The following is a 25,218-nucleotide window of genomic DNA, read 5'->3' on the forward strand; positions in this document are numbered from 1 at the left end:
CAACGCGACGGGTTTACGCGGCCGCGCGCTCGCTGTCGTGCGCGCGCAGGAACTGCTGGAGCCCCGCCAGATCGTCGGTGTTGATGTGGTCCACGTCCGCCGCGATCAGCTCACGCCAGAGGGCATCCCGGGCCGGACCGGCCGCGTCCGGGGTGGCCCAGAACCGCACCCGCTGCCCGTCGCGGTGCGCGGTGGCCACGATCTGCCGCAGCTTGTCCCGCTCGGCGGCCGGCATCTCACCCTCGCCGAGCCAGGTGAAGTGCCTCGTCCAGTTGTCGCTGATCAGCGGGATCAGGGCCGGGTTACCCTGGCCGAGGTCGGCCATGCGCCCGTCGTAGAAGGCGTAGCGCCGCTCCTGGGCGGCCATGAGGTCACGCGGCCGGTCCCCGCTGATGACCACGGTGATCGCACCCGGCTTCACCTGGCCCTTGTGGTAAGTGGTGAGCATCTTCCGGTAGGACGCCAGCACCTTGTCGAGCTCGGTGTACGTGGCCGCGCCGTTGTTCTTGATGTCCACCAGGAGCTGGAGCTGCTGGCGGCTGCCCGGGAAGACGTGCCCGTGGCCCTGGCGTACGCGCTGGGCCAGCGGGTCGAGGTAGAGCGACTGGAGCGTGCGGCCCGGCCGCAGGTCCTCCGGGTCGTGACCGACGCGCAGCTCGCCCTCCACCAGGTAGATGTCCGCCTCGACGCTGGTGAACCCGTGGTCGAGGGCGTCCAGGAGCGGCCGTTCGTGCTCGTAGTCGTTATGGGCGTGCGCCCGGTGAAGGGGCTCGGCGCCGCCGGCCGCCGCGGCGGGAAGGGCCGTCAGCAGAACGGCTCCGGCGGCGGCCAGCACACCCAGGACTCGACGCAACATCGCATCTCCTTACGAGGTCAGGGATGCAGGTCACACTATTTGCGTCAGATGTGACAGAAGTGAAGTTCAGCGGAATTCATGGCTCTTCGCGGGCCGCCTCCTGATCTCGCCGAGCGTGGCGCGGCTGGACCGGATGTCGGAGATCAACACGTACGAGACGAGCAGCAGCCCCAGGCAGAGGGCGTCGGCCGCCCACCAGGGGATCTCCGCGAGCAGCAGGTTCCCGTCGCTGTCGCTCAGCGACCTGATCACCATCGTCACCACGGCCACGATCAAGGTGACCAGTAACCAACTACGCAGGCGCGGCAGACTCCCCTCGTTCCACAGCCGGATGCGCCAGCTCATGAACACGGCCAGCACGCCGAGTAGGGCGCAGAACCCGATCAGCCACCAGGGCAGGGTGAAGGCGGTCTGCGCGGCGATCTGCTCCCGCGCCGTACGCAGCTCCACCTCGGCCTTCTGCCTGGCCTGCTCGGCGGCGTCGAGCTCGCGCTGCAGCTGGGCCACGCTCTTCTCTTGGCGCGTCGGCGGCGAGGAGTCCTCCGTCGGCAACATCCGCGCCACGACGGTCAGCATGATCGCGACGAACGACAACGCCAGGACGATGGCCATGAACAGGTCGATGAAGCGCAGGTCGAGCGGCGGCGCGAACGGCCTGGCGGCCCGCTTCCTCACGGCTCCCTCACCAGCGTGTACTTCTGCGGCCGGCTCTCCACGGCGCTCAACCGCTCCACCGCGGTACGCAGCGCGTCCAGCCCTTTGACGAGTTCCTCGGTCCTACCCCTGGACAGGGCGAGCTCCTGGGTGAGCCCGTGCATCGCGGGAGCGGCCTGCTTCGCCGGCAGGCGCGCGATGTAGGTGAGGAACACCTCGTCGGCGGCCGCCACACCGGCCCGCTCCGCCCGCTCCACCAGGGCCATCGCGCCGAACGCCAGCACGCTCAGGAACAACGCGACCAGGGTGACGCCGAACGCGGAGGCCAGCTCGGGTAGCACGTGCTGCTTGAGCGCGGCGATCAGCACGCCCGGGTCCGCCTGGTTGTCCAGGGCGTTCGAGAACGAGTTGACCATCGCGCCCATCGTCAGCGCGGTGCCGATGAACCCGAAGACCGGCAGTGCCCAGATGAGCGCGTGGTCGAGGTGGTGCTTGTTGGCCATCTCGCCCTCGTCCAGCGCGGACCGGGCGCTCAGCACCGCCTCGCAGTCGTTGCCGGCCTCGGCGGCCTCCTTGAACAGCTTGAGCCGCCGCGCCACCAGCGTGTCATCGGTCGGTCGTACCGCCTGGACGCTCACCACGGCCCGCGCCGTCGCCGCGCTCTCCCGCCGGATGTCCGGCACGGCCCTAGCGATCCTGAGCACAGTGGTCAGGAACACCGCGATGATGAGCGTAACCACGAGCTCGGCGGCCGCCGGCGCCGTGGTCGCGCCCACGGACACCAGCAACATTTCCACAACCCCGGCCGCCATGAGCAGCGCGGAGACTATCAACCCCACCACGGGCGCGAACGCCGAGTGACGCCAACCGTACCTTGACACCCTTGAACCCCATCCGACACGTTAATTGTCAAAGACCCACCTAAGCACACGGAAAGCAACCTTTGGGTGACAGTGTGGTGCCATATCGGGGGTTCTCGTCGGATGTGCGATCTGCCGGTAGGCGCGGCAAGCCCAGCCAGATCGAAAGCCGTGATGTCCTGAAGGAGAATCTGTGCGACCCTTACGTCTGACCGCAGTCCTGGCCGCGTTGGTGGCCGCCATGGCGTTGCCCGGCACGGCCGGCGCCGCTGTCCCGCAAGCGCCGGCATCTGGTGTCCTGGTCAAAGCGCACACCGCCGGACGCGTGAAGGTTGCCGGGGACTCCGTTCAGTACAGCTGGCCCGGCGTCTCCTTCGAAGGCCGCTTCCGCGGCACCGGCGTCGGGATCACCCTCAACGACTACGACAACGACTACGACGTCGAGGTCGATGGCGCGACCGTCGCCACCCTGGTGACCCCGGGCCGGACCACGTACTGGGTCAACGGTCTCACGCGCGGCGTACACCGCGTGCGACTCGTCAAACGTACCGAGAGCCCGTGGGCCACGAGCGCCTTCGGCGGCTTCGTCGCCGCCCCCGGTGGCGTGATCCTCGGCAAGCCCGCCGCCCGCCACCGGCAGATCGAGTTCATCGGCGACTCCTACACCGTCGGGTACGGCAACCGCTCCGACAGCCGCGACTGCACCAACGACAAGCTCCACCGAACCACCGATGCCAACCTCAGCTTCGGCGCCCTCACCGCGCGCCGCCTGAACGCCGACTACCAGATCAACGCCTTCTCCGGCCTCGGCATGGTGCGCAACTACAACGGCAGCAACCCCCAGGTCACCTACCGCACGTACTACGACCGGGCGCTGCTGAACGTCGACGGCGATGTCTGGCAGAACCCGGGCACCTGGCGGCCGCAGTTGGTCGTGGTCGGACTGGGCATCAACGACTTCTCCACCGCCATCAACCCAGGCGAGCAGTGGACCCCGGAAACCCTGGCGGCCGCCTACCGCACCGCCTACCACGCATTCCTCGACAAGCTCCGGGCCCAGTACGGCCCCGGCACGATGATCGTGGTCAGCGCCACCTACATGTCCAACACCACCGTCTTCGCCGAGACCGCTCAGCGGATCGTCCAGGAGCGCAACAGCAGCGGCGACGACCGCGTCCGTTACTGGTACTACAGCGAGTCAGGCCTGGACTACATGGGCTGCCACTGGCACCCGTCCGTCCACGACCATCAGATCATCGCCGAACGGCTCGACGCCTTCATCGCCACCCTCCCGCTGCGCTGGTAGCCGGGCCTCGCAGGAGGGCGAATCGGAGCACTGTGGGCAGCGGTGTGCCGAGTTCGACGGACGTGACCAGGATGCCGTCCGGCACGGCGTCGGCCCGTACCGGGAGGTCGTCCAGGCGGACCACCGTGGCCGGATCCAGCAGCCCCGGCCGGGTCTTCAGCACGACCTGGCCGCGGGCCGAGTCCGGGACGTCGGCGAGGAAGGCGAAGGCGTGCTGGTCGTCGTGGGTCCAGCGGATCCACGCAGCGCCGTCGCACGGCTCGGTGGCGCCCGGTTCCAGCGGCCTGGTCGCGTACAGGGCGCTGCCGTGGCCGGCCATCCACGACGCGATGCCCTCCAGGACGGCACGCTGTTCTCCGGGCAGCGTGCCGTCGGCCTTCGGGCCGACGTTGAGCAGCAGGTTGCCGCCTCGTGCGGCGACGTTCACCAGCAGGCGGACGGCGCCTGCCGGGTCCAGGAGGTGCTCCGGGCCTTCGTTGCTGTTGTAGCCGAAGGACAGGCCGATGCCGCGGCACTGCTCCCAGTGCGCGGCCGTCTCGTTCTGGCGGTTCGCCTGGTATTCGCTGGTCAGGTAGTCGGCGTGGGCGCCGTCCCACCGGTCGTTGACCACGCCGTCCGGGACGGTGGCGTAATAGTGGGCGAACAGGCCCGGCAGGTCGGCCAGGCCCGCGTCGGGCCAGCCGATGTCGTTCCACAACACATCCGGCCGGTAACGGTCGATGAGATCGTGGACCTGGCGCAACGCGTAGGCGGCGTAGGCGGCCTCGTGGGGGCGGCACTCGTCGATCAGATCCTCGTGCTGGATGACGGCCCGGCGGCCGGCGTGCCAGTCGAGCCCGCCGGAGTAGTACACGCCGAATCGAAGGCCGCGGGCCCGGGTGGCGGCGGCGAGATCGGCGACCAGGTCACGGTGCGGGCCGCGGTGCACCGTGTTGCGGGTGCCGGTGCCCGGCGCGTCCCACAGGGCGATGCCGTCGTGATGCTTGGTGGTCACGACGACGTAGCGGGCACCCGCACGGGCGAACACATCGATCCACTCCGCCGGGTCGAAGAGTTCGGCCTTCCACGCGTCGAGGAAGGTGTCATAGGGAAGGCCGCCGTGCACGGTGCGGTGGTGCTCATGGGCGGGGCTGCCCTCGATCTGGCTGGTGTTCCAGTACCACTCGGCGTACGGGTTGTGGGCGAACCACACCTCCGGGTCGACGGCCCCCAGCTCACCGGTGGGCTCGGCCCACGCCGGCACCGAGTACGCGCCCCAGTGGATGAACACGCCGAACTTGGCGTTGGCGAACCAGGCGGGCATCGGGCGGCCCTCGTCTCCGGAAGGAAGATCACCCACGGAGCGCCCCCTTCATGGCGTCGCGGATGAAGCCGCGGGCGAACAGCACGAAGACCACCGCGAGAGGGAGAACGGCGACCAGCGCCCCCGTGAGGACCAGGCTGTAATCCAGGTTGTGCACGGTGTTCAGCTGGGAGAGCGCGACCTGCAGGGTGAGGTTCGACGGGTCGACCATGACGATCAGCGGCCAGGTGTAGTCGTTCCAGGCGGCGATGAACGTGGTGATGCCGAGGAAGGCCAGGCCGGGCCGGATGGCGGGCAGCCCCACGTGCCAGTACTGCCGGAAGAACCCGCAGCCGTCGATGCGCGCCGCGGCGAGCACCTCGTCGGGCACCGCCCCCTTGATGTACTGGCGCATCCAGAAGATACCGAAGGCGTTCGCGGCGGCCGGGACGATCAGCGCGTTCAGCGTGCCCACCCAGCCCAGTTCCACCATGATCACGAATTGCGGGATGAGGGCGAGTTGCATCGGCAACATGTACGTGAGCAGCAGCAGGCCGAACAGCACCCGCCGCCCGGGGAACTCGTACTTGGCGAAGGCGAAGGCCGCGATCGAGTCGAAGAACAGGACGAGCGCGGTGGTGCAACACGCGACGATCAGCGTGTTCAGCATCGAGCCGAAGAGGTCGATGGAGCTGATCAGCCGCCCGAGGTTATCGAACAGCGCCGGCCCGAAGGTCACCTTTGGCGGCACCTGGTACATGTCCTTGGTGGTGTTGGTCGCCATGACGGCGGTCCAATAGAACGGGAACAGCGAGACGAGCGCGCCCGCGACCAGGACGAGGTGCAGGGCGGCGGCCCTCAGCCGCGTGACGGTCATCACAGCCCCCGTTCCCGGCGCTGCACGAGGCGCCAGTTGATCGCGGTGAACAGCAGGATGACCACGAACACCGCCCACGCGATGGCGGCGCCGTACCCGTAGTCGTTGTTGCTGAACGCCTCGCGGTAGAAGTACAGGATCGCGGTGAGCCCGGCCCCGCCGGGACCGCCCGAGCTGGCGTTGTTGGCCGAGTTGATGCCGAAGAGCACCTGCGGCTCGGTGAAGGTCTGCATGCCGTTGATCGTCGAGACGACCACCGTGAACAGGATGATCGGGCGCAGCATGGGGATCGTGACGCGGAAGAAGAGCTGCACGGGGCCCGCGCCGTCGATCTTGGCGGCCTCGTACAGCTCGCTCGGGATGGCCTGCAGGCCGGCGAGGTAGATGATCGCGTTGTAGCCGGTCCACTGCCAGCCGATGATCGCGGCGATGACGATTTTGATCGTCCACTCGTTGACCAGCCACGGGACCGGCGAGGCCGACAACCCCTGCAGGATGGCGTTGATCAGCCCGAAGTTGGTGCTGAACACCGAGCCGAAGAAGATCGTGACCGCGACGACCGAGGTGACGTTCGGCACGAAGTAGGCGATCCGGTAGAACCCGGCGAACCGCACGGCCGAGTTGAGCATGTTCGCCACGACGAGAGCCAGGAACAACATCGGGATCGTGGACATGAACCAGATCAGGAAGGTGTTCTGCAGCGCCCGCCAGAACATGCCGTCCTGCATCAGCAGTTCGAAGTTACGCGGGCCGACGAACTCCATCTCGCCCAGGCCGTCCCACTTGTGGAACGCCAGATAGAGCGAGAACAGCACCGGCACCAGCATGAACACGGTGAAGAGCAGGAAGAAGGGCGAGATGGACAGATATTGCGGCCAATAGCGGCGCCATGCCCTCGCCGGCCGGGCGTGCCGGGCGTGGGCGGGCCCGCCACGGCCGGAGGCGGCCGCGGCGGGTCGGGGCATATCCGTGGAGGTGCGGGCGGACATGAGGGGGATGCCGTCCTCTCAGCTCACGCCCTGGCGCCCGGCGATCTGTTTGGCCGCGCTCACCGCGTCGGTCCACGCCGTATCGGCGTTCTTGCCCTTGGTCCAGACATTGATGATCTCGTCCTTGAAGGGCTGGGCCACGGCCGCGTCCGCGGGCGCCTCGTACTGGACCGGGATGTTCTTCGCGGCCGGCCCGAACACCTCGATCGTCTTCTGGTCCCCGAAGAACGGGTCCCCTCCGGTCAGCGCGGGCAGGTCATAGGAGGCGGGCGTGGAGGGGAACAGCGCCGCGTCGGTGAAGCCTCGCGCCTGGTTGTCCGCGCTCAGCAGCCAGGTGACGATCTGGAACGCCAGTTGGGGATCCCGGCACTCCCTGGGCAGCGCCAGGAACGACCCGCCGATGTTCGCCGGCCCGCTTGGCATGGGCGCCACCCGCCATTTGCCCGAGGTGGCCTCCACGCCGCTCTTGAGGTCCAGCGCGAACCAGGCCGCTCCCACGGTCCCGGCGATCTTGCCTTGGGCGGCGGCGGCGTTCCAGTCCGCGCCGTCGTACTTGGGTGCGATGACGCCCAGCCCGTTGGCCTTGATCACCATGTCCCAGGCGCCGCGGATGTGCGGCTGGTCGCCTATGAACTTGTTGCTCTCGTCGATGAAGCGCTTGGGGCCCTGGCCGACCATCTTGTCGAACAGCCCTTCGGCCGAGTCGATGATGAACGCGTCCGGATTGGCCTTCTTCAGCTTCACCCCGGCCTCGAAGAACGTGTCCCACGTGGACATGGACGTGCCGACCTCGGTGGGGTCGCTCGGCAGGCCTGCCTTCTCGAAGATGTCGTCGCGGTAGAACAGCGCGGTGGGTCCGATGTCGATCGGGAATCCGATGAGCTTGCCGTCGGTGGTGGAGCCCTGTTTCCACTTCCACTCGACGTACTGCGAGGCCAGCTTGTCCGCGCCGAGGGTGTTGAGGTCGATGAACCGGTCGGACTCCGCCAGCATGGAGGAGATGTTCTCGCCCTTGATCCCCGTGATGTCGGGCACGAACTTGCGGCCGTTCATCGTGGCGATCAGCTTCTGCTTGAAGTCGCCGCCGATCACCGACGGCTTGAGCGTGGTCTGGGCGAACTGTTTGACGGCGTCGGCCACGACCTTGTCGCTCAGGCCGCCACCCCAGTACCAGAGGGTCAGCTCCGTGGTGCCGCCGCCGCTGCCGGCAGCGGTGCCGCCTGAGCCACCGCAGGCGGCCGTGCCCCCGATGCCTGCCGCCGCTAGGGAGAGAAGTCCGGACTGAATGAGCCTTCTGCGGGAAAGTTCCATTTCTAACCCTCCGGGTTATGGGGGATGACATCGGGGATGAAGCCGTACTCGTGGCGCAGCCGCTGGTCGGTGAGATCCCGCCACCAGCCGGCCACATCGGCCCAGCCAGGCGCCGAGGGCGCGCCGCCCACCCGCCGCACCGACAGGGCCGCGACGAGGTTGGCGAACCGGATCCGCTCGGCGAGCGGCCAGCCGGCCAGGGTTCCCACGACGAGGGCCGCGCCGAACACGTCTCCGGCGCCGGTGGGGTCGTGGACGTCCACCGGCAGTCCGGGGACGTTCGCGTCTTCGCCGCTGATCGCATCAACGGCGAGGACGCCATCACCTCCGCAGGTGACGACCGCGAGCGGCACCAGATCCCCCAACCTGGAAAGCGCCGCCGCGGGTGTGTGCGTTCTGGTGTAGCTCATGGCCTCATGAGCGTTGGGCATGAAGGCGTGGCACCCGGCGAGCTGATCGAGCATCGCCGACGACCACTCCTCAGTGGGATCCCAGCCCACGTCGGCGAAGACCAGGCCGCCGGTCCGCGCCGGCCACTCCACCGGCTGCGTGCCCAGGTGGACGATCGCCGCCCGAGCCGCGGGAGGATCGCCGATCATCTGGTCCGCCCCCAGGGGTGGCGGGGAGCCGTGGGTCACCAGGGCGCGATCGCCCTCGTAGGCCAGGGAGGCGGTGGTCGGGGTGGACCATCCGGAGAACAGACGGGACCGGCTGAGGTCGACGCCTTCTTCCTCGCTGAGCGCCGTCCAGCAGTAGCGGCCGAAGGGATCGTCGCCGAAGGCCGCCCCCAGGCCGGTCCGCATGCCGAGCCGGGCCAGCGTGAACGCGAAGTTGGCGATCCCGCCGGGCCCCGAGGCCATCTCGGTGGTCCAGATCTCCATTCCTGGCTTGGGCCCCTGGTCCAGGCCGGCGAAGACCACGTCGAAGAAGAGCAGGCCGGACACGAAGACATCGAGTTGCGGCTGGACCGCGTTGTCTGGCATCGCTCCGCCCACTTCTGGCGCACTGGCACCTTGCCGAATTTAGGCAGGATCGTGCACCCTGCTGAGCGGCTGTGCAATAGTTTGCTCGAGAATTCCTAAAAATTCCTCTGGCAATGATCGTGTTTGAGCGCTACTGTCCCAGTCATGCTCCGGGACCGACGCCACGAGATGATCGTGCGCATTGTGCGCTCAGAAGGCCCCGCCACCGTCGAGGCGCTGGCCGAGCGCCTCGATGCCAGTCCCGCGACGATCCGCCGCGACCTCGTGCAGTTACACGATGACGGGCTGCTCCGGCGGGTCTACGGCGGCGCCATGCCGATCGACGAGCGCGACGATCCGTTCGTGGATGTAGCCGCAGTCCGCGGAGCCGAGAAGGACAGGATCGCGCAGAGATGCGCAGAGATGGTCAAGGACGAGGAGACGATCCTGCTCGACATCGGCACCACCGCGCACCGCGTCGCCAGTTATCTGCGCGGCCGGCCTCTCACCGTCGTCACCAGCAGCCTCGCCGTTCTCGAGGAGCTGCAGGACGAGGAGGACATCCAGCTCATCATGCTGGGCGGCATGGTCCGTCGCGACTACCGGTCGCTGGTGGGCTTCCTCACCGAGGACAACCTGCGCCAGATCAAGGCCGACCGGCTCTTCCTCGGCACCAGCGGGGTGCGTCCCGGCGGACACGTCATGGACACCACCGTGGTGGAGGTGCCGGTCAAGCGGGCCATGATCGCGGCGAGTGACCAGGTGGTCCTGGTCGCGGACGTCGGAAAGTTCCCCGGCACCGGGATGGCCCGGGTGTGCGGTCCTGAGGATCTCGACGTCATCGTCACCAACGCCCCGGGCGACCAGGCAACGCTCACCGCCATGCGGGAGGCGGGGGTCGAGGTGATCACGGTATGAGGCTGACCGTTCTCGGCGGCGGCGGGTTCCGCGTACCGCTCGTCTACCGTGCCCTGCTCGCCGATCGCGGCAAGGGCCGGGTCACCCACGTCACGCTCCACGACCTCGACGCCTCCCGGATCTCGGCGATCCAGCGGGTGCTGGGCGAGCTGGCCGACGGGGTGCCCGACGCGCCCGAGGTGCATGCCACCACCGACCTCACCGAGGCCGTCTCGGGAGCCGACTTCATCTTCTCCGCCGTCCGCGTCGGCGGTCTCGAAGGACGCGCCACCGACGAGCGGGTGGCCCTCGACGAGGGCGTGCCAGGGCAGGAGACCGTCGGCGCCGGCGGCATCGCGTACGGCCTCCGCACGGTCCCCGTCGCCTGCGAGCTCGCGCGGCGCATCGCCGAGGCGGCGCCCGAGGCGTGGGTCATCAATTTCACCAACCCCGCGGGCATGGTCACCGAGGCGATGTCCCACTACCTCGGCGATCGGGTCATCGGCATCTGCGACTCGCCGATCGCCCTGGGCCGTCGGGTGGCCGGAGCGCTCGGCGTGGACCCCGCGACCGTGTGGCTCGACTACGCCGGGCTCAACCATCTCGGCTGGCTACGCGGCCTCCGTGTCAAGGGCCGCGACCTGCTCCCCGATCTCCTGCGGGACGCCGACGCGCTGGGCTCCTTCGAAGAGGGCAAGCTCTTCGGCGTCGAGTGGCTGCGCGCCCTCGGCTGCATCCCCAACGAATACCTGCACTACTACTACTTCACCCGGGAGGCGGTGGCCGCCGCGCGCGCCGCCAGGCAGACTCGCGGCTCCGTGCTCATCGACCAGCAACGGCGGTTCTACACGCACACCGGCGGCTCGGCGCTGGCCGCGTGGGAGAGCGTCCGGCTGGAGCGGGAGGCCACCTACATGGCGGAGGCCCGCGAGGCCTCGGGCGCCGGCGAGCGTGCGCCCGGAGACCTCGAGTCCGGCGGCTACGAACAGGTCGCCCTGGCCCTCATGCGCGCGATCGCGCTCGACGAGCGGACCACGCTCATCCTCAACGTCCGCGGGCGGGGCGCGATCGGCGGCCTCGATCCGGACGCCGTGGTAGAGGTGCCCTGCTTCGTCGACGCCAACGGCGCCCGCCCCATCTCGGTCGATCCGCTCCCCGGCCATGCGCTCGGCCTGGTGAGCGCCGTGAAGGAGGTGGAGCAGGCGGTCATCGAGGCGGCCGCCACGGGCTCGCGCGCGGCGGCGCTGCGTGCCTTCGCCCTCCACCCGCTGGTCGACTCCGTCACGGTGGCCGACCGGCTCCTCGACCGATACCAGCGCGAGCTGCCTCAGCTCGGCTACCTCCGCGGAAGGAACTGACACCCCGATGCACGACGACAGGAGCCTCGTCGAGGACCGGATCGACCGCGTGCTCCGGGAACGCATCGCTCCCGCCGTGTACGCGGAAACCGTGCCGCTCGAGCTGGCCGCCTGGCACGTCCCCGACGAGCCGGTGCCCGTCGCGGAGGCGTTGGCCGCCGGCTACGAGCCGTTCGAGGTGGGCACGCGCTGGGGACGCCCCTGGTCGACGACGTGGCTGCGCGCCACCGGATCCGTTCCCGAACGGTGGGCGGGACGGCGCGTGGAGGCCGTCTTCGACCTGGGCTTCGTCGGCGACTGGCCGGGCAACCAGGCCGAGGCGCTGGTGTACGACCTGACCGGCCGGCCGATCAAGGGCATCGAACCGCGCAACCAGTACGTCCCGATCGCCGGGGACCGGGTGGGCCTGCTGCTGGAGATGGCCGCCAACCCCGACATCCTGGCGAACGGCTTCCTCCCGACCCCTCTGGGCGACAAGGCCACGGCCGGTGACGAGCCGCTCTACCGCCTCGCCCGTGCCGATGTGGCCGTGCTCGACGAGGAGGTCTGGCACCTGCGGCTGGATGTCGAGGTGCTGCGCGAGCTGATGCCCGAGCTGCCGATCGGCGATCCCCGGCGGCACGAGATCCTGCGCGCCTTGGAGCGCAGCATGGACGCCCTCGACATCCACGACGTGGCCGGCACGGCGGGGGCGGCCCGCGCCTGCCTGACCGGTGTGCTGTCCTCGCCTGCCCACGCCGGCGCCCACACCATCTCGGCGGCCGGCCATGCGCACATCGACAGCGCCTGGCTGTGGCCGATCCGTGAGACCAAGCGCAAGGCCGCCCGCACGTTCGCCAACGTCACGGCCCTGGCGAACGACTATCCGGAGTTCGTCTTCGCCGGGCCGCAGGCGCAGCAGTACGCGTGGGTCAAGGAGCGCCACCCGGAGATCTTCGAGCGTATGCGCAAGGCGGTCGAGGCCGGGCAGTGGGTGCCGATCGGCGGCATGTGGGTGGAGGCCGACGGCAACCTGCCGGGCGGGGAGGCCATGGCCCGGCAGCTCGTGCACGGCAAACGCTTCTTCTTGGAGGAGTTCGGAGTCGAGTGCCGCGGCGTGTGGCTGCCCGATTCCTTTGGCTACACGGCGGCCTATCCGCAGCTCGCCAGGCTTGCCGGGATGGAGTGGTTCCTCACCCAGAAGATCTCCTGGAACCAGACCAACAAGTTCCCGCACCACACCTTCTGGTGGGAGGGCATCGACGGCACCCGCATCTTCACCCATTTCCCGCCGGCCGACACCTACAACGGCACGTTCGAGGGTGCTGAGCTGGCGCACGCCGTACGCAACTATGCGGAGAAGGGAGCGGGCACCCGTTCGCTGCTGCCCTTCGGGCACGGCGACGGCGGCGGCGGCCCCACCCGGGAGATGCTGGAGAAGGCGCGGCGGCTGCGCGACCTGGAGGGCTCCCCCCGCGTGGTGATCGAGAGCCCGGAGGAGTTCTTCGCCGCCGCCCACGCGGAGCTGCCGGACGCGGCCGTGTGGTCCGGCGAGCTCTACCTGGAGCTGCACCGCGCCACCTACACCAGTCAGGCCAGGACGAAGGCCGGCAACCGGCGCAGCGAGCACCTGCTGCGCGAGGCGGAGCTGTGGGCGGCGACCGCCGCGGTGCACGCCGACATCCCCTACCCCTACGCGGAGCTGGACCGGCTGTGGAAGACGGTGCTGCTGCACCAGTTCCACGACATCCTTCCCGGCAGCTCGATCGCCTGGGTCCATCGCGAGGCAGAGGTCACCTACGCCCGCGTGCGTGCGGAGCTGGAGGAGATCATCACCTCGGCCGTCTCCGCCCTGACCGGCGCCGGCGAGGCGACCTGGGTCTGCAACGCGGCGCCGCGGCCGCGCGCCGAGGTGGTGACCGCTCCCGACGGCTCGGCCGTCTTCGTCGAGGTCCCGGCCTCCGGCATGGTACGCCTCGAGGCGCCATCGTCCCCTTCTCCGGTCACCACGACCACCGGCGAGACCGGGACGGTGCTGTACAACGGCCTGATCCGCGTCGAGCTGGACGCGGCCGGCCTGCTCTCGTCGGTCCTCGACGTGGCGGCCCACCGCGAGTTGCTGGCCCCCGGCTCCCGCGGCAACCTGCTGCAACTGCACACCGATCTGCCCAACCAGTGGGACGCCTGGGACCTCGACGCGCACTATCGCCGCCGGCGCACCGACCTCGACGAGGCGGAGGCGATCACCATCGTCGACGCGGGCCCGCTCGTCGGCGCCGTACGCGTCGAGCGCCGCTTCGGGGCGTCCAGGATCACCCAGACGGTCCGGCTCACGGCGGGCAGTCCCCGGGTGGAGATCGAAACCGAGATCGACTGGCACGAGCGGGAGAAGATCCTCAAGGTGGCGTTCCCGCTCGACGTCCATGCCGACCGCTCGGCCGCCGAGATCCAGTTCGGTCACGTGTTCCGGCCCACGCACGTCAACACGAGCTGGGACATGGCCAGGTTCGAGATCTCCTGCCACCGGTGGGTCCATCTCGGGGAGCCGGGATACGGCGTCGCGCTGGCGAACGACGCCACCTACGGCCACGACGTGACCCGTACGACGCGTGCCGACGGCGGCACCACGACCACGGTGCGGCTGAGCCTGGTCCGCGCGCCGCGCTGCCCCGACCCGGAAGCCGACCAGGGGCGCCATCGGATGACCTACGCGCTCGTCCCCGGCGCCGCCATCGGCGACGCCGTGGCGGCAGGCTACGCGCTGAACCTCCCGCTCCGCGTGACGAGCGGCGGTACGGCTCCGACGCCCCCGCCGCTGGTGACACTCGAGGGGACCGCCGCCTGCATCGAGGCGGTCAAGCTCGCCGACGACCAGTCGGGCGATGTCGTCGTCCGGGTCTACGAGGCGCTCGGCGGGCGGGCCACCACCCGGCTGCGCGCTTCTTTCCCGGTCACCGGCGTGACGATCAGCGACCTGCTGGAACGTCCCCTGCCAGGAAACCCCGTCACCGTGGAGGCCGACGGCGGCATCCCGATCTCTTTGCGGCCGTTCCAGGTGCTGACCTTGCGGCTGCGCCGCTGAGTCCCGTCCAGAAGGGGGACAGTTGCTCGGACTGGCACCCGGGACTCCCCGCCGGTGCGGGTCAGAGGTGCCAGTCGCAGACGTAACTGGCTCTGGCCGCCCCACCACCGCTCCACACGTACGAAGCGCATGCTGACGGTTCGCTTTGTGCGTCGGACCAGCCGCCGCCCGATTCCACCGTGTCCGCCAGGAGCCGGACGGCCGGGAACCCCGCGGCCCATGCGAGGGGCACCGCGATCAGCGCGAGCGCCAGCGCCGCCAGCAGCACCCACGGTAGCGAGCAGCTCGACTCCTGTCGCGGCAGCGGCACGCGTGCGGCCACCGTCTCGCCTGCCTCGCAGACGTACTGCGGATCGGCAGCAGCGTCAGCTGACTTTGAGTTGCTCATCTCCGAAGTCGGCTACGAGTTTCAGGGTGCCGCCAAGCGCGGCGACGTAACGATCCAGGACCTCGCGGGTAGACACGTCGCCCTTCTCTATCTGGGAGACACGAGCAACGGACACGCCCATGCGGTCGGCGACCTGCGCCTGGGTGAGCCCGCGACGCTGTCGCATCTCGGCCAGCCGCCAGCCCTGAGCCTCCTCACGCAACTGGCGAACCTCGTCTTCAAACTGTTCGGCCCCACCGGCGGTGTCCACTGCACGCTCCAGATGCCCGCTCTCGCGCCACCTGCGGTAACCGCTCATCCGTCCATCTCCTTGTGCCGCTCTACCAGGTAGAACTCGTACAGCTGCTCGGCTCGCGGTATCGCCTCGCGATACCACCTTTCCCAGTTGCCGGCCTTGTCACCGGCAACCAGCAGGATCGCCGCTCGCCACGGATCGAACACGAACAGAATGCGGATCTCGCTGCGTCCGGTCGACCCAGGACGCAACTCCTTCAGATTCGGGATCTTCGACCCGGCGATCGTGTCCACCAGCGGCCGTCCCTCGCCGGGACTGTTGCGTTCCAATATCAGAATCGCTTGGTTCACCAGCTTGTGTGTCTGCCGATCGCTGTCGTACAACTCCTCCAGGAACTTCCCCACCTCATCGGTAAAGAAGATCTCCCACTCGTCCAGCGACTCCCTTATCCGCGACACTTAAGAATATCCTAAACTCGGCGGACCAGGCGAGGGACGAGATCAGGATTCCGCCGCGAGACCGCCCCCTGTGGCACCGAAACAATTCACGAGCCACGCGCTGGCGGCCGGGGCAAGATGATCCCGTGAACCACGTCCTGTGCGGGCTCGCCGCCAACCCAGTACTGCCATCCGATCTGGGCCAGTTGCAGGGCGAGTAGACCCTCCATGGACATCGGCGTGTATCTGTAAGATCATCTGACTGTTGACCGTGCTACCGATCCTGGCGTGATCGCCGGCTTGCGCACCGGCGCTCAAGGTGACCGGAGGACGCGTGACCAAGGCGAGAGTGGGATCTGTCCGGCCGCTGTGGCCTGAGCTGGTCGGGCGGGCCGGCGAGCGGGCCCGGATCGAGGCGGCCGTCACCGACGCGGGATGCCGCTTGGTCCTCATCGACGGTGAGCCGGGGGTGGGCAAAACCCGGCTGCTGGAGCACCTGGTCGAACGGGCACACGCGGCCGGGCGGACCGTGCTCGCCGGCAGCGCCACCGAGTTCGAGCGCCTCGTCCCGTTCGGCATGTACGTGGATGCCTTCACCCAGCTGTCCGACGGCACTCCGGGCGCCGATGATCTCGCGGAGGCGGCGCTGCGTACCCTGCTGTCGGCGGGCGCGGCCGATCAGGGGCAGTTGGATCGCTACCACACCTATCGCGGCATTCGAGCGCTCCTGACCCACCTGGCCGCCGACCACGGCACCGTTCTGGCACTCGACGACCTGCACTGGGCGGACACGCCGTCACTCGAACTGACCGAGTTCCTACTGCGCCGCCCGCCGGCCGCCGGGTTCCTGCTCGCGATCGCCTGCCGGTCGAGCGTGATCCCGCCGGTGGTGTGCGATGCCGTCGCCCGGCGGGATCCGCGCGTCATCCGGCTGAGCGTGGCTCCGCTCGATGAGGACGCGGCGGCGTCACTGATGCCGTCCGATGTGGACCCGCGCCGGCGGCGGTTGATGTACCGGGTCAGCGGTGGCAATCCCCTGTTTCTGCAGGCGTTGCTGGACGCCGGCGACACGACCCTGGCGGAACTGGCCGACGGCCGGCCCGGGGCGACACTCGCCCTTGAGCAGACACTGCTGGCGGTGCTGCGCCGTGAGCTGGACCAGCTCACCCCGACCGGCCGACGGGCGGCCCACGCGGCGGCGGTCGCCGGCGAGCTGGCATCGCTCGTCGTCATCTCCCATGTCGCCGAACTCGACGCCGCGACCGCCGCTGCCGCCATCGACGAGCTGTGCAGGCAGGGTCTCGGCACGTTGGCGGGCGCGCGGTTCGCGTTCCGCCATCCGCTGGTACGCGCCGCCGCGTACGACACGTGTGGAGCGAGCTGGCGCGTTGCGGCCCATGCCCGGGTCGCCGACTACTTACGCCGCAACGACGGATCGCTGGCGTTGCTCGCCCACCACACCGAGCGGTGCGCCGAGCACGGTGACGAGCAGGCCGCCAGGACGCTGGCCGACGCAGGCATCGCGTACCTGAACTCGGCGCCGGCGACCGCGGCGCGGCTGCTCCGCGAGGCGCTGCGCGTGCTACCCGAACGCGACGACCTCGTGCCGTATCGCGGCCAGCTGCTCACCGGCCTGGCGCGGGGCACCGGCGTGATGGGCTCCTTGGCAGAAAGCCGGCGCATCCTCCACGAGGTCATCCACCTGCCGCACGACGTGGCCTCGGCGGCGGTGGCCTTCTCCTCCGTGATATCCCGCATGCTCGGTCAGTTGGACGAGGCCCGGGCCCTGGTGAGCGCACAGACCCGCCGGGCCGGGCAGGACCGGCGAGTGCGGGCACAACTCCTGGTGGAGTTGGCCGCCGTGGCGATGTTGCGGGCGGATCCTGACAGTGCACGCCAGCATGCGCTCGAAGCCGTCGGGCTCGTCTCGAAAACAACCGATCCGGCGCTCGCCGCTGCGGCGTACGCCCTGCTGGCCCTGGCGTGCCTGCAGGACGGCGACATCACCGCAGCACGGACACACAGCAGGCGAGCTGGGTGTCTGATGGACAGTGCATCGGACACCGCCCTGGTGCCGCACGTCGAACTCGTCGCGCCGCTGTCCTGGAGCGAGATCAGCTTCCAACGGCCCGCCGACGCCGCGCGCCACCTGGCCCGGGGCATCGACCTCTCGACGATGTCCGGCCGCAGCTACGCGATGCCGTATCTGCTGATCGTCCAAGCCCGCCAGGAGGCCAGGGCCGGCCGCCTGACGGAGGCCATCGACATCGCGGAGCACGCCGTCGCGGCATCCGAGTACATCCAAAGCAGCGAGACGCTGGCGATGGCCCGGTGCGTCATGCTGTTGCCGGTGCTGTGGCGGGACGGCGTTCGTCCCGCCATGACACTCGCCGACCAGATCGCCGCCGCCGGTCCCGGGTCGGCGTGGTGGCAGGCGATGGCGTACGTGTCCGTCGCCCGGGTCCACCTCGCCTCAGGCCGTGCCGAGCCGGGTTATCCGCTCCCGTCGGTCCTTTCCCGCGACACCGAGGTGGAACGGCTGGCGGTGCAGTCGATCCGCGCCGGAGCCGAGGGCGACGTCGGTACCGCGCTCGCCCGGTCGGCGGCAGCGATCGAGACCGCCGACGGCCTCGCCTACCACCTCGGCACCGCGTACGACGCCCGCGCCCGCGCATTGTGCGGCCGCGACGACCTGGCTGGAGCTGCGGCCGCCGCCCAGATCGCCGCCGAGCGGTTCGGCGAGAGCGGCGCCGTCGTCGAACGCGGCCTGGCGCATCAGCTTCTCGCCACCATCTACGGCCGCATGGGGGACGCGGCGCCGTGCCGCGCCGAAATCGGCCGGGCCAAGGCCGCCTACAAGGAATCGGGCGCGGACTGGCTCGCCGGTCAGCTGGCCCGGGTGGAGCGGCAACTCGCCGCGCGGGGCCCCCGGCACGCGGCGCGGGAAACAGCGCTGACGACGCGGGAGCGGCAGGTGGCCGAACTCGTCAGCCAAGGGTTGACCAACCGGGAGGTGGCCGAGCGGCTCCAGGTCAGTCAGAAGACGGTGGAAACCCATGTCGCCCGCATTTTCAGCAAGTTCGACGTGCGTTCCCGGGTGGCGCTGGCCAGACGGCTGGCGGGCCAGGGCGACCTCCCGGCGATCGGATGACGGCTGGAGCCGCCGGACGGCATGCGCCCGCCCGGCGGCTCCGGCTGTGGTCTAAGCCCACTCCTCGTTTGTTATCTCGGTGACGTCGTCGTTGACGTTGATGTTGGGCATGCAGGGATCCGGTTTGGGTACGATCTTCGAGAACTGGATCCAGATGAGCTGGATGGGCACTTGCAGGCCGCCCCCGCTCACCACGGACGTCGAGGCCTGCATGGCCGTACCGGTCGGAACCGCTGTTACGGGAGCGCAGGGATCCCCGTTGGGGGTGTTCGTTGCCCCACCAGTGCCACCCGATTCGCCAGTGCCGCCCGTGCCACCAGTGCCGCCCGTGCCACCAGTGCCGCCGCCCGTGCCGCCAGTGCCGCCAGAGCCGTCCGAGCCACCCGAGCCACCCGAGCCACCCGAGCCACCGGAACCACCCGAGCCGCCAGAGCCACCCGAGCCACCCGTGCCACCCGTGCCGCCGCCAGTGCCACCCGAGCCGCTCGTCTCTCCGGTCGGGTAGGTGTACGTGGCGGGAATCCAGCTGTACCCCGGATCACTGCCATAACCGCCGCCGCTGCCGCCGCTCACCACCGGTGCCCCCGGAATCGCCGGCAGCGGGATCGGATCGGTCACCACGGTCACCGGGAAGTTGGTCGTACCGTTCGGGCCGATGTAATGGCAGACGCTGTCCACGTCACTCCCGTCGCACATCAGCTCCGGGTGAGCGCGTGCCCATTCTTCGAACGCCCGCTCGCCGTCCGGGTCCTCCACCCATGCCCGCGGATTGGTGTTGACGTGAGTGAAGTCGGGCCCGTCCGGGAAGAGGTCCGGGAACTCGCGGGCCATGAAGCTCGCCAGCGCCTTGCCGATTGCCACGGCGCCCGGCTCGTTGGGGTGGAAGCTCTCCTGATTAATCTTGAAAAGCTTATTCACCCCCAAGAGCGTGTACCGAGTCTTCAGCCCGTTGAAGTACGAATCCGGCTGGCCAAGTTCATGACCGGCCACCGCGCTGGGGACGTTCGGTCCCGGCGCGTTCGGGTTGAACACGTGGACCTTGATGTGCGGAAACCTGACGCGGAACCGCTCGACCGCGTCTGTGATCGCTTTGTTCACTGCGACCGCGAACGGATACATCTCGTCCAGGGCGGCGCCTGTGATCTGCTTCGTGTCGGCGTTGCCGGACGCCTTGACAGCCAACGGGTAGAGCGCCACGACGATCTCCGCCTTTGTCGCCTTCGCACTCGTGTCCACCAGGGCCTGTTCGACGTTCTGAGAGACCTGCGGCATCCGCTTCGTCAGCTTTTTCACCTCGAGCCTGACGTCGCGCGCCTGGTGCTTGTACGCCTCCGGGTCGTGGATGTCCTCATCGGCACCACCTACGTAGTGGGCCGCGATCGCGGTCGCCAGCAGCGACCCGAAGCCGGCGTCGTTGCCGCCGAGCCCGAAATAGACGATGTCGGAGTCCTGGGGAACGCCATTGATCTGGGGCGGGTTACGCACCACGGTGCAATTCTTGTCTTCGCAATGCGGGCTCATGAGATGTTTGGTCTCAGCCCCCGACGACGCGTTGAAGTGCATCTCGTCGGCGCCCCAGGTGGAGCGGATCTCGACGGGCCGAATCGTGTACGTGCCGACGGGATAGCGGCCCTGCTGCAGAAAGGCCCATGCCAGGTGAGCCGGCGCATAGCCGGACTGATGCCGCCAGTCCTCGGGGCCCGGGTACCCAACGTAGACGCTGTCATGGCTCGCACCTTCACCACTCGTGTAGCTATCGCCGACCACCGCAATTTTGTACTTCCGCTTCGTCGGCGTGGGTGTGGGCGTCGGCGCGATGGTCGGAGGGGGCGTGGGGAACGTCGGGACGGGCTTGAGCGTCGGCTTGGTCGGCGGCGGCGCTACAACAGGCGGCCCGGCAATCGCCGGAGCACTGGCCAGCATGATCGCGACAAGGGCGGCCACAAGCGCTGTCAGGGCCAGCCGCCATCGCCGTAATCGGCGGGGAGGTCGCATGGACAAGCCTTCCTATCGTGGGGTCGAAACGGGCGTGCCTTGCTGCACGATCATCCGCCGCCACGCGACCGCTAACATCAGGTGCTCCCCACCCGACCACCCCGACATCCACCGACGGAAGCCATCGCCCCAGGCGCCGGGCCCGACCTGGCCGTCGGCGCCATAAGGCGAATCGTGGGTCCCGCCGCCGGAATCGGTGCGGATCAGTGCCCGCCGCTTGCGGTGCTTCCGCTTGGATAGCTGAGACGGTGCCAGCGAGGTGGCCACGAGCGTCGCCAGGTACTCGTTGCCGACTTGCGCCAACGTGAGGACCTCGGTCGGCTGAGTAGGACCCGGTCAGGCCGTCGCGGCGGCCGCCCTCGCGCCAGCGGACTCGGTAGGAGACGGAGCCGTCCTTCTTCTTCCTGTAGTCGATGCCTTCGGCCTTTGCCACGGAACCTTCTGTCCCTTCGTCGGGGGCGGTTCCGCGAACGTAGGCACCGACCTGGGCTTACGCCCCCGTCCGATGGCCCGTGCGTCCATGCTGCGTCCACGAACAAAAAAAACCGCCCCTGCCTGTCGATGTTCCGACAGGTCAGAGGCGGTTTAATCTGGTGGAGGTGGCGGGAATCGAACCCGCGTCCTTCAACCCCAAGTCAGGGCTTCTCCGGGCGCAGCCTGCTGTGCTTTTCTCGGCCCCGGCGATCACGCAGGCGAGTCGCCGACGGGCCCAGCCACTGTTTGGTTTCCCGATCTCCCCCGTGGCCGGGTCGATCGGTTGAGCCTTCTAGCGATGCCAGATCCCGGGCCGAAGGCACTCCCGGGCTGACAGTGGTTTCGCTGCTTAGGCAGCGAGGGCCAGGGAGTCCCTGGCCGCCACAGTGCTCTTGGAATTGGCACTTGTTGTTTGCGGTCACAGGATTAACGAGGTTATGTCCGCAGTCCTCGGCCCGCTTCACCTGGCTTGCAAAGTCGAAGTCGAAGCCAGTCACCCCCTGTGCAGTTGTCAACACGCCCTCCGTGGAAGGCGCGCAACATGAATCTACAGGGGACAACGCCCTCAACGCCACCTTAATTCCCCATGGCGAAACCCCCGGGAGAGTGGCACAGCAGCTCGCGCTCCCGGGGGCCGACCGGCAGGGTCGAGCCGGTCCGGACGGCAGGACTTCCCCCGAGATGAAGTCCTGATCTCATCACGGCGACTGGATCCGCAACCCCCCGAGCGGGCCCAGTCACTCAGTAAGACGCCACCGCGGCCCCGGTTGGTTGCTCAGCGTCGCGACATTTTCACGGTGAGCTCACCACGGCTCACGACGGGTCCTGCAGGGCCTGGAAAAAGCCGCCCGCGACCGCCGACGCGTTGTAGTTCTTCGACAACACCGCAACGGCCACGTCCCCCTGCCAGCCGACGAACCACGTCAGCTGGTCCCCGGCCGTCGCCGTCACCCCGTAGACCTTGCCCTTGCCCGCCTGAGCGGGCGTGCCGAAGGCGCCGGCCCGCATCATCGGCCTGAGCGCCGCGAGCACCCGCGGATCAACGGGCACAGGGGCGGGCTGGGTGATGGGCGCGGTCTCGACCGACGGGTCGGGCGACTTGGGGTCGGTGACGAGCACGGGCGAGCGCCAGGTGCCCGAGGACACCGCCGCGGCCACCAGTGCCATGCCCAGCGGGCTCACCTCGACGTTCTGGCCCGCGATCGCCTTGGCCTTGTCGGCGTCGCTGGACAACTTGGGGAACGAGCCGCTGAACGACTTCAGCGGCAGCCGCCACGGCTGGCCCACGCCGAACGCCTCGGCGCTCTTGCGCAGCTCGTCGGCCTCGACGCGGCGGGCGAGCGAGGCCAGGGCGGTGACGCAGCCCTTGGCGAAGTTGTCCTGGAACGTGGCCGACGTCGTGCTGCCGGCCGCCTGACCGGCGGCCACGAACCTGGCACCGCCGACCGTGCGTTCCTGCGGGCAGTCCAGCCGCTGCTTGGGGTCCATCCCGGCCCTGACCAGCGCGTCCGCGGCAACGATCGAGAATGCCGTGCCCGCCGGGTATTTGCCGGCCAGCGCGTCCTTCTCCTGATGCATGCCGCCGTGGGTGGCCACCGCGCGGATCTCGCCGGTCTTCCGGTCCACGGCCACCAGCGCGCTCGTGTCGCTGTCGGCCACCGCCTGCTCGGCCGCCGCCTGGATGCCGCGGTCGATGGTGGTCTGCACCGACACGTTCTGCCGGCCCGGCCACTCCTCCAACAGGGCGGCCTGCTTGCCGGTCTTGAGGTCGAGCGTGATCACCCTCGTCTGCGTGGAGCCGGTCAGGTAGCTCTGGTAGGCCTGCTGCAGCCCGCTCTTGCCCACCGAGTCACCGGCCCGCTGCGGGCCGCCGAGCTTCTGCTCGTATTCAGGGGTGAGCGCGCTGACGGTGCCGACGATCTGCCGGGGAGCGTCGGGGTTGACGGGCTGGTCCTGCTTCTGGGTCTCGATCTCCGAGATGTCGTCGAGCCTGGGCTTCATCTTCTGATAGAGCGAGCCGCCGAACGTGACCAGCGGCACGAACTTGTCGGGCGGCGAGGAGCGGATGCGGCTCAGCAGCCGGTCCTGGGCGTATCCCGTGATCTCCGACAACCTCGCGACGACCTCTTCAGCCTGATCGCCCAGCTTGGCCGGATAGACGCCGACGCTGTAGACCACGGAGTCGGTCTGCAGCGCCTCGCCGGTCCAGTCGACCACCGGCTGGCGCGGTTTGGGATCGATGTCGACCGCGAACCGCTGCCCCTGCTTCAGCTCCGGATGCAGCACCGAGGGCGACCAGCGCACCTTCCACGCGCCGTCGACCAGGTGGAGCGGCAACATCCCGTCGTACTGCCAGAGCGGGTTGTTCTCGCCCAGGTCGACCTCGGCGCGGAAGGCGGCCGTGGACTCGTCGCCGTTCATGCTCAAGTTTTTGATCTTGAAGCGGAACGAGGCCGCGTCCAGCTCCAACTTGGCGTCGGACAGGGCCTTGCGTACGGTCGCCTGATCGCCGTCGGTGCGTCCCGCGGCCAGGTCGTAGTCCTCCGTCTGCCAGCCCACGAGGAAGTCGCGCACCGCGTCGTGCGGCGACGGCTCCTCGAAGCAGCCGGTCAGCATCGTGCACGCGACCGCCAGGGTGGCGGTCGCGGAGAGCGTGCGGCGCAGGCGTCTCATGCCGATCTCATCGGTTGCGGTGGCGCAGGGCGCGGGCCATCTCCCGTTTGGCCTGCTGCTCCGCCAGCGACTGCCGCTTGTCCCAGTCCTTCTTGCCTCGGGCGAGACCGATCTCGACCTTGGCGCGGCCGTCCTTGAAATAGAGCGCCAGCGGCACGATCGTGAGCCCGCCTTCCTTGGTTTTGGCGGCGAGCTTGTCGATCTCCTTGCGGTGCAGCAGCAGCTTGCGCTTGCGGCGGGCGGCGTGGTTGGTCCACGTGCCCTGCGCATATTCGGGAATGTGCACGTTGAGCAGCCACGCTTCGTTGCCGTCGATGCTGGCGTAGCCGTCGACGAGCGAGGCGCGGCCCTCGCGGAGCGACTTCACCTCGGTGCCCTGCAGCACGAGACCCGCCTCGAAGGTGTCTTCGACGTGGTAGTCGTGCCGAGCACGTTTGTTCTGGGCGATGACCTTCCGCCCGGTCTCACGTGGCATGCTTCGACTTTACCGGCGATCCTCCGTACCTCGGGTACGTCGCGGCGGCTACACCCGAAGGTAGCGGCGGAGCGTGACGAACGAAGCCAGGATACAGATGAACACACCGATGATCATGGTGTACGTGATCGTCTGCGCCACGGTGTCCCAGCCCAGCTGAGCGGTCGCATCGCCGAAGAACTTGCCGAGCTCCTCGAACAGCAGGACCTTGGTCACGATCAGGATGACCGCGGCGAACACGCCACCGATCAGGCCCGCGATCACGCCCTCCATGACGAACGGCAGCTGGATGTAGAGGTTGGACGCGCCGACCAGCCGCATGATGCCCGTCTCTCTGCGCCGGTTGAACGCCGAGAGCCGGACCGTGTTGCCGATCAGCAGCGCCGCGGCGAGCACCAGGGTGATCGCGACGCCCAGCGCGTAGAAGGCGAGCTTGTCGAGCATCTGGAAGAACGGCCCGATCAGCTGCTTGTGGTCGGTCACCTGCGAGACGCCCGGCTGGCCCTGGACCGCCTGGATGATGGGCTGGTAGTTGTCCGGGTCGGCGACCTTGATGCGGAACGACTGCGGCATGTCCTCGACCTGGGTGGCCTTGACCAGAGCCGGATTGGAGGCGTAGGCCTCCTGGAAGTTCTGGTAAGCCGTGTCCTGGTTCTCGAAGAAGACGTCCTTGACCCCTTGGGTGCCCCGGATGTGCGCCTCGAGCGCCTTGATCTGGGTCTGCGTGATCGCCTTGCCGTTGCACGCCGGCATGGCGGTCCCCTTGTTGCACAGGAAGACCGAGACCTCGACCTTGTCGCCCCAATAGCCCTTCATCAAGCCGACCTGGGCGTTGATCATCAAGCCGACGCCCAGCATCGCCATTCCGACCGCCACGGTGATGATGACCGCGATCGTCATGGTCAGGTTGCGACGGAGGCCGATCCAGACCTCGGAGAAGATGAAATTCGCCCGCATGTTGTGTCTGCAGCTCCCTG

General features: G+C 68.8%; 20 protein-coding genes and 1 other RNA gene. 5 read left to right on the top strand and 16 right to left on the bottom strand.

Annotation, left to right across the window (positions count from 1 at the left end):
* Nucleotides 1–13: 13 nt before the first annotated feature.
* The 3 genes from OHA25_RS58130 to OHA25_RS58140 form a co-directional block, all read right to left on the bottom strand.
* A complete protein-coding gene (locus OHA25_RS58130; RefSeq protein WP_327585326.1) occupies nt 14–856 on the bottom strand; it encodes a phosphatidylinositol-specific phospholipase C/glycerophosphodiester phosphodiesterase family protein in 843 nt (280 codons plus the stop codon).
* 66 nt (nt 857–922) lie between these two features.
* Nucleotides 923–1,531, bottom strand: a complete 609-nt coding sequence (locus OHA25_RS58135; RefSeq protein ID WP_327585327.1) for a hypothetical protein — start codon at nt 1,529–1,531, stop codon at nt 923–925.
* Nucleotides 1,528–2,391 carry a hypothetical protein gene (locus tag OHA25_RS58140; protein WP_327585328.1) on the bottom strand — a complete coding sequence of 288 codons (864 nt, stop codon included), beginning with the start codon at nt 2,389–2,391 and terminating at the stop codon, nt 1,528–1,530. Before OHA25_RS58140 ends, OHA25_RS58135 begins: the two co-directional genes overlap by 4 nt.
* A 172-nt stretch (nt 2,392–2,563) precedes the next feature.
* Here OHA25_RS58140 and OHA25_RS58145 point away from each other — a divergent pair, with 172 nt between their 5' ends.
* Nucleotides 2,564–3,676, top strand: coding sequence for an SGNH/GDSL hydrolase family protein (locus OHA25_RS58145; protein ID WP_327585329.1), 1,113 nt, complete (start codon nt 2,564–2,566; stop codon nt 3,674–3,676).
* Here OHA25_RS58145 and OHA25_RS58150 read toward each other — a convergent pair.
* Genes OHA25_RS58150 through OHA25_RS58170 form a run of 5 tightly spaced genes read right to left on the bottom strand, consistent with a single transcriptional unit; the run spans nt 3,648 to nt 9,118 of the window.
* Nucleotides 3,648–5,015 carry an alpha-L-fucosidase gene (locus tag OHA25_RS58150; RefSeq protein ID WP_327585330.1) on the bottom strand — a complete coding sequence of 456 codons (1,368 nt, stop codon included), beginning with the start codon at nt 5,013–5,015 and terminating at the stop codon, nt 3,648–3,650. The genes OHA25_RS58145 and OHA25_RS58150 overlap by 29 nt on opposite strands.
* Complete coding sequence (locus tag OHA25_RS58155) at nt 5,008–5,835, bottom strand: carbohydrate ABC transporter permease (protein ID WP_305919225.1); 828 nt, start codon at nt 5,833–5,835, stop codon at nt 5,008–5,010. Before OHA25_RS58155 ends, OHA25_RS58150 begins: the two co-directional genes overlap by 8 nt.
* The gene (locus OHA25_RS58160) at nt 5,835–6,800 is read right to left on the bottom strand and encodes a carbohydrate ABC transporter permease (protein WP_327585331.1); all 966 of its coding nucleotides are present in this window, start codon (nt 6,798–6,800) and stop codon (nt 5,835–5,837) included. Before OHA25_RS58160 ends, OHA25_RS58155 begins: the two co-directional genes overlap by 1 nt.
* Before the next feature lie 42 nt (nt 6,801–6,842).
* Nucleotides 6,843–8,135, bottom strand: coding sequence for an ABC transporter substrate-binding protein (locus tag OHA25_RS58165; protein ID WP_327585332.1), 1,293 nt, complete (start codon nt 8,133–8,135; stop codon nt 6,843–6,845).
* A 2-nt stretch (nt 8,136–8,137) separates the two neighbouring features.
* A complete protein-coding gene (locus tag OHA25_RS58170) occupies nt 8,138–9,118 on the bottom strand; it encodes a carbohydrate kinase family protein (RefSeq protein ID WP_327585333.1) in 981 nt (326 codons plus the stop codon).
* Between the two features lie 144 nt (nt 9,119–9,262).
* Here OHA25_RS58170 and OHA25_RS58175 point away from each other — a divergent pair, with 144 nt between their 5' ends.
* From OHA25_RS58175 to OHA25_RS58185, 3 genes are read left to right on the top strand one after another with little or no spacing between them, the layout of a single operon-like run.
* On the top strand, nt 9,263–10,015 hold the full coding sequence (locus OHA25_RS58175; protein ID WP_327585334.1) for a DeoR/GlpR family DNA-binding transcription regulator: 753 nt from the start codon (nt 9,263–9,265) through the stop codon (nt 10,013–10,015).
* The gene (locus tag OHA25_RS58180) at nt 10,012–11,352 is read left to right on the top strand and encodes a 6-phospho-beta-glucosidase (protein ID WP_327585335.1); all 1,341 of its coding nucleotides are present in this window, start codon (nt 10,012–10,014) and stop codon (nt 11,350–11,352) included. Before OHA25_RS58175 ends, OHA25_RS58180 begins: the two co-directional genes overlap by 4 nt.
* A gap of 7 nt (nt 11,353–11,359) precedes the next feature.
* On the top strand, nt 11,360–14,413 hold the full coding sequence (locus OHA25_RS58185; protein WP_327585336.1) for an alpha-mannosidase: 3,054 nt from the start codon (nt 11,360–11,362) through the stop codon (nt 14,411–14,413).
* Between the two features lie 61 nt (nt 14,414–14,474).
* Here OHA25_RS58185 and OHA25_RS58190 read toward each other — a convergent pair whose 3' ends face one another.
* The 3 genes from OHA25_RS58190 to OHA25_RS58200 are packed head-to-tail and all read right to left on the bottom strand — an operon-like array spanning nt 14,475 to nt 15,494.
* Nucleotides 14,475–14,801 carry a hypothetical protein gene (locus tag OHA25_RS58190; protein ID WP_327585337.1) on the bottom strand — a complete coding sequence of 109 codons (327 nt, stop codon included), beginning with the start codon at nt 14,799–14,801 and terminating at the stop codon, nt 14,475–14,477.
* Complete coding sequence (locus OHA25_RS58195; protein ID WP_327585338.1) at nt 14,779–15,099, bottom strand: helix-turn-helix domain-containing protein; 321 nt, start codon at nt 15,097–15,099, stop codon at nt 14,779–14,781. Before OHA25_RS58195 ends, OHA25_RS58190 begins: the two co-directional genes overlap by 23 nt.
* Nucleotides 15,096–15,494, bottom strand: a complete 399-nt coding sequence (locus OHA25_RS58200) for a type II toxin-antitoxin system RelE/ParE family toxin (protein WP_327585339.1) — start codon at nt 15,492–15,494, stop codon at nt 15,096–15,098. The genes OHA25_RS58195 and OHA25_RS58200 overlap by 4 nt, the downstream gene beginning before the upstream one ends.
* A gap of 313 nt (nt 15,495–15,807) precedes the next feature.
* On the opposite strand from OHA25_RS58200, the gene OHA25_RS58205 reads away from it, so the two are divergent.
* Nucleotides 15,808–18,624, top strand: coding sequence for an ATP-binding protein (locus tag OHA25_RS58205; RefSeq protein WP_327585340.1), 2,817 nt, complete (start codon nt 15,808–15,810; stop codon nt 18,622–18,624).
* Between the two features lie 51 nt (nt 18,625–18,675).
* Here OHA25_RS58205 and OHA25_RS58210 read toward each other — a convergent pair whose 3' ends face one another.
* From OHA25_RS58210 to ftsX, 5 genes are all read right to left on the bottom strand, one after another.
* Entirely contained in the window at nt 18,676–20,568 is a 1,893-nt protein-coding gene (locus tag OHA25_RS58210) for a hypothetical protein (protein ID WP_327585341.1), read from the bottom strand.
* Nucleotides 20,569–21,210: 642 nt separating this feature from the next.
* Nucleotides 21,211–21,594: a transfer-messenger RNA gene (gene ssrA / locus OHA25_RS58215) on the bottom strand.
* 312 nt (nt 21,595–21,906) lie between these two features.
* On the bottom strand, nt 21,907–23,766 hold the full coding sequence (locus OHA25_RS58220; RefSeq protein WP_327585342.1) for a penicillin-binding transpeptidase domain-containing protein: 1,860 nt from the start codon (nt 23,764–23,766) through the stop codon (nt 21,907–21,909).
* Nucleotides 23,767–23,773: 7 nt separating this feature from the next.
* Entirely contained in the window at nt 23,774–24,241 is a 468-nt protein-coding gene (smpB, locus tag OHA25_RS58225) for an SsrA-binding protein SmpB (RefSeq protein ID WP_327585343.1), read from the bottom strand.
* A 48-nt stretch (nt 24,242–24,289) separates the two neighbouring features.
* Nucleotides 24,290–25,198, bottom strand: coding sequence for a permease-like cell division protein FtsX (gene ftsX / locus OHA25_RS58230; RefSeq protein ID WP_305919236.1), 909 nt, complete (start codon nt 25,196–25,198; stop codon nt 24,290–24,292).
* Between the last annotated feature and the right edge of the window lie 20 nt (nt 25,199–25,218).

This window comes from Nonomuraea sp. NBC_00507 (genome assembly GCF_036013525.1).
Classification (GTDB): domain Bacteria; phylum Actinomycetota; class Actinomycetes; order Streptosporangiales; family Streptosporangiaceae; genus Nonomuraea.

Excerpts from the sequence above, each read along its gene's own strand:
- OHA25_RS58165 (WP_327585332.1), bottom strand. The coding sequence starts at position 8,135 with ATGGAACTTTCCCGCAGAAGGCTCATTCAGTCCGGACTTCTCTCCCTA.
- OHA25_RS58175 (WP_327585334.1), top strand. The coding sequence starts at position 9,263 with ATGCTCCGGGACCGACGCCACGAGATGATCGTGCGCATTGTGCGCTCA.
- OHA25_RS58160 (WP_327585331.1), bottom strand. The coding sequence starts at position 6,800 with ATGCCCCGACCCGCCGCGGCCGCCTCCGGCCGTGGCGGGCCCGCCCAC.
- OHA25_RS58170 (WP_327585333.1), bottom strand. The coding sequence starts at position 9,118 with ATGCCAGACAACGCGGTCCAGCCGCAACTCGATGTCTTCGTGTCCGGC.
- OHA25_RS58190 (WP_327585337.1), bottom strand. The coding sequence starts at position 14,801 with ATGAGCAACTCAAAGTCAGCTGACGCTGCTGCCGATCCGCAGTACGTC.
- OHA25_RS58185 (WP_327585336.1), top strand. The coding sequence starts at position 11,360 with ATGCACGACGACAGGAGCCTCGTCGAGGACCGGATCGACCGCGTGCTC.
- OHA25_RS58220 (WP_327585342.1), bottom strand. The coding sequence starts at position 23,766 with ATGAGACGCCTGCGCCGCACGCTCTCCGCGACCGCCACCCTGGCGGTC.
- smpB (WP_327585343.1), bottom strand. The coding sequence starts at position 24,241 with ATGCCACGTGAGACCGGGCGGAAGGTCATCGCCCAGAACAAACGTGCT.
- ftsX (WP_305919236.1), bottom strand. The coding sequence starts at position 25,198 with ATGCGGGCGAATTTCATCTTCTCCGAGGTCTGGATCGGCCTCCGTCGC.
- OHA25_RS58195 (WP_327585338.1), bottom strand. The coding sequence starts at position 15,099 with ATGAGCGGTTACCGCAGGTGGCGCGAGAGCGGGCATCTGGAGCGTGCA.
- OHA25_RS58130 (WP_327585326.1), bottom strand. The coding sequence starts at position 856 with ATGTTGCGTCGAGTCCTGGGTGTGCTGGCCGCCGCCGGAGCCGTTCTG.
- OHA25_RS58155 (WP_305919225.1), bottom strand. The coding sequence starts at position 5,835 with ATGACCGTCACGCGGCTGAGGGCCGCCGCCCTGCACCTCGTCCTGGTC.
- OHA25_RS58180 (WP_327585335.1), top strand. The coding sequence starts at position 10,012 with ATGAGGCTGACCGTTCTCGGCGGCGGCGGGTTCCGCGTACCGCTCGTC.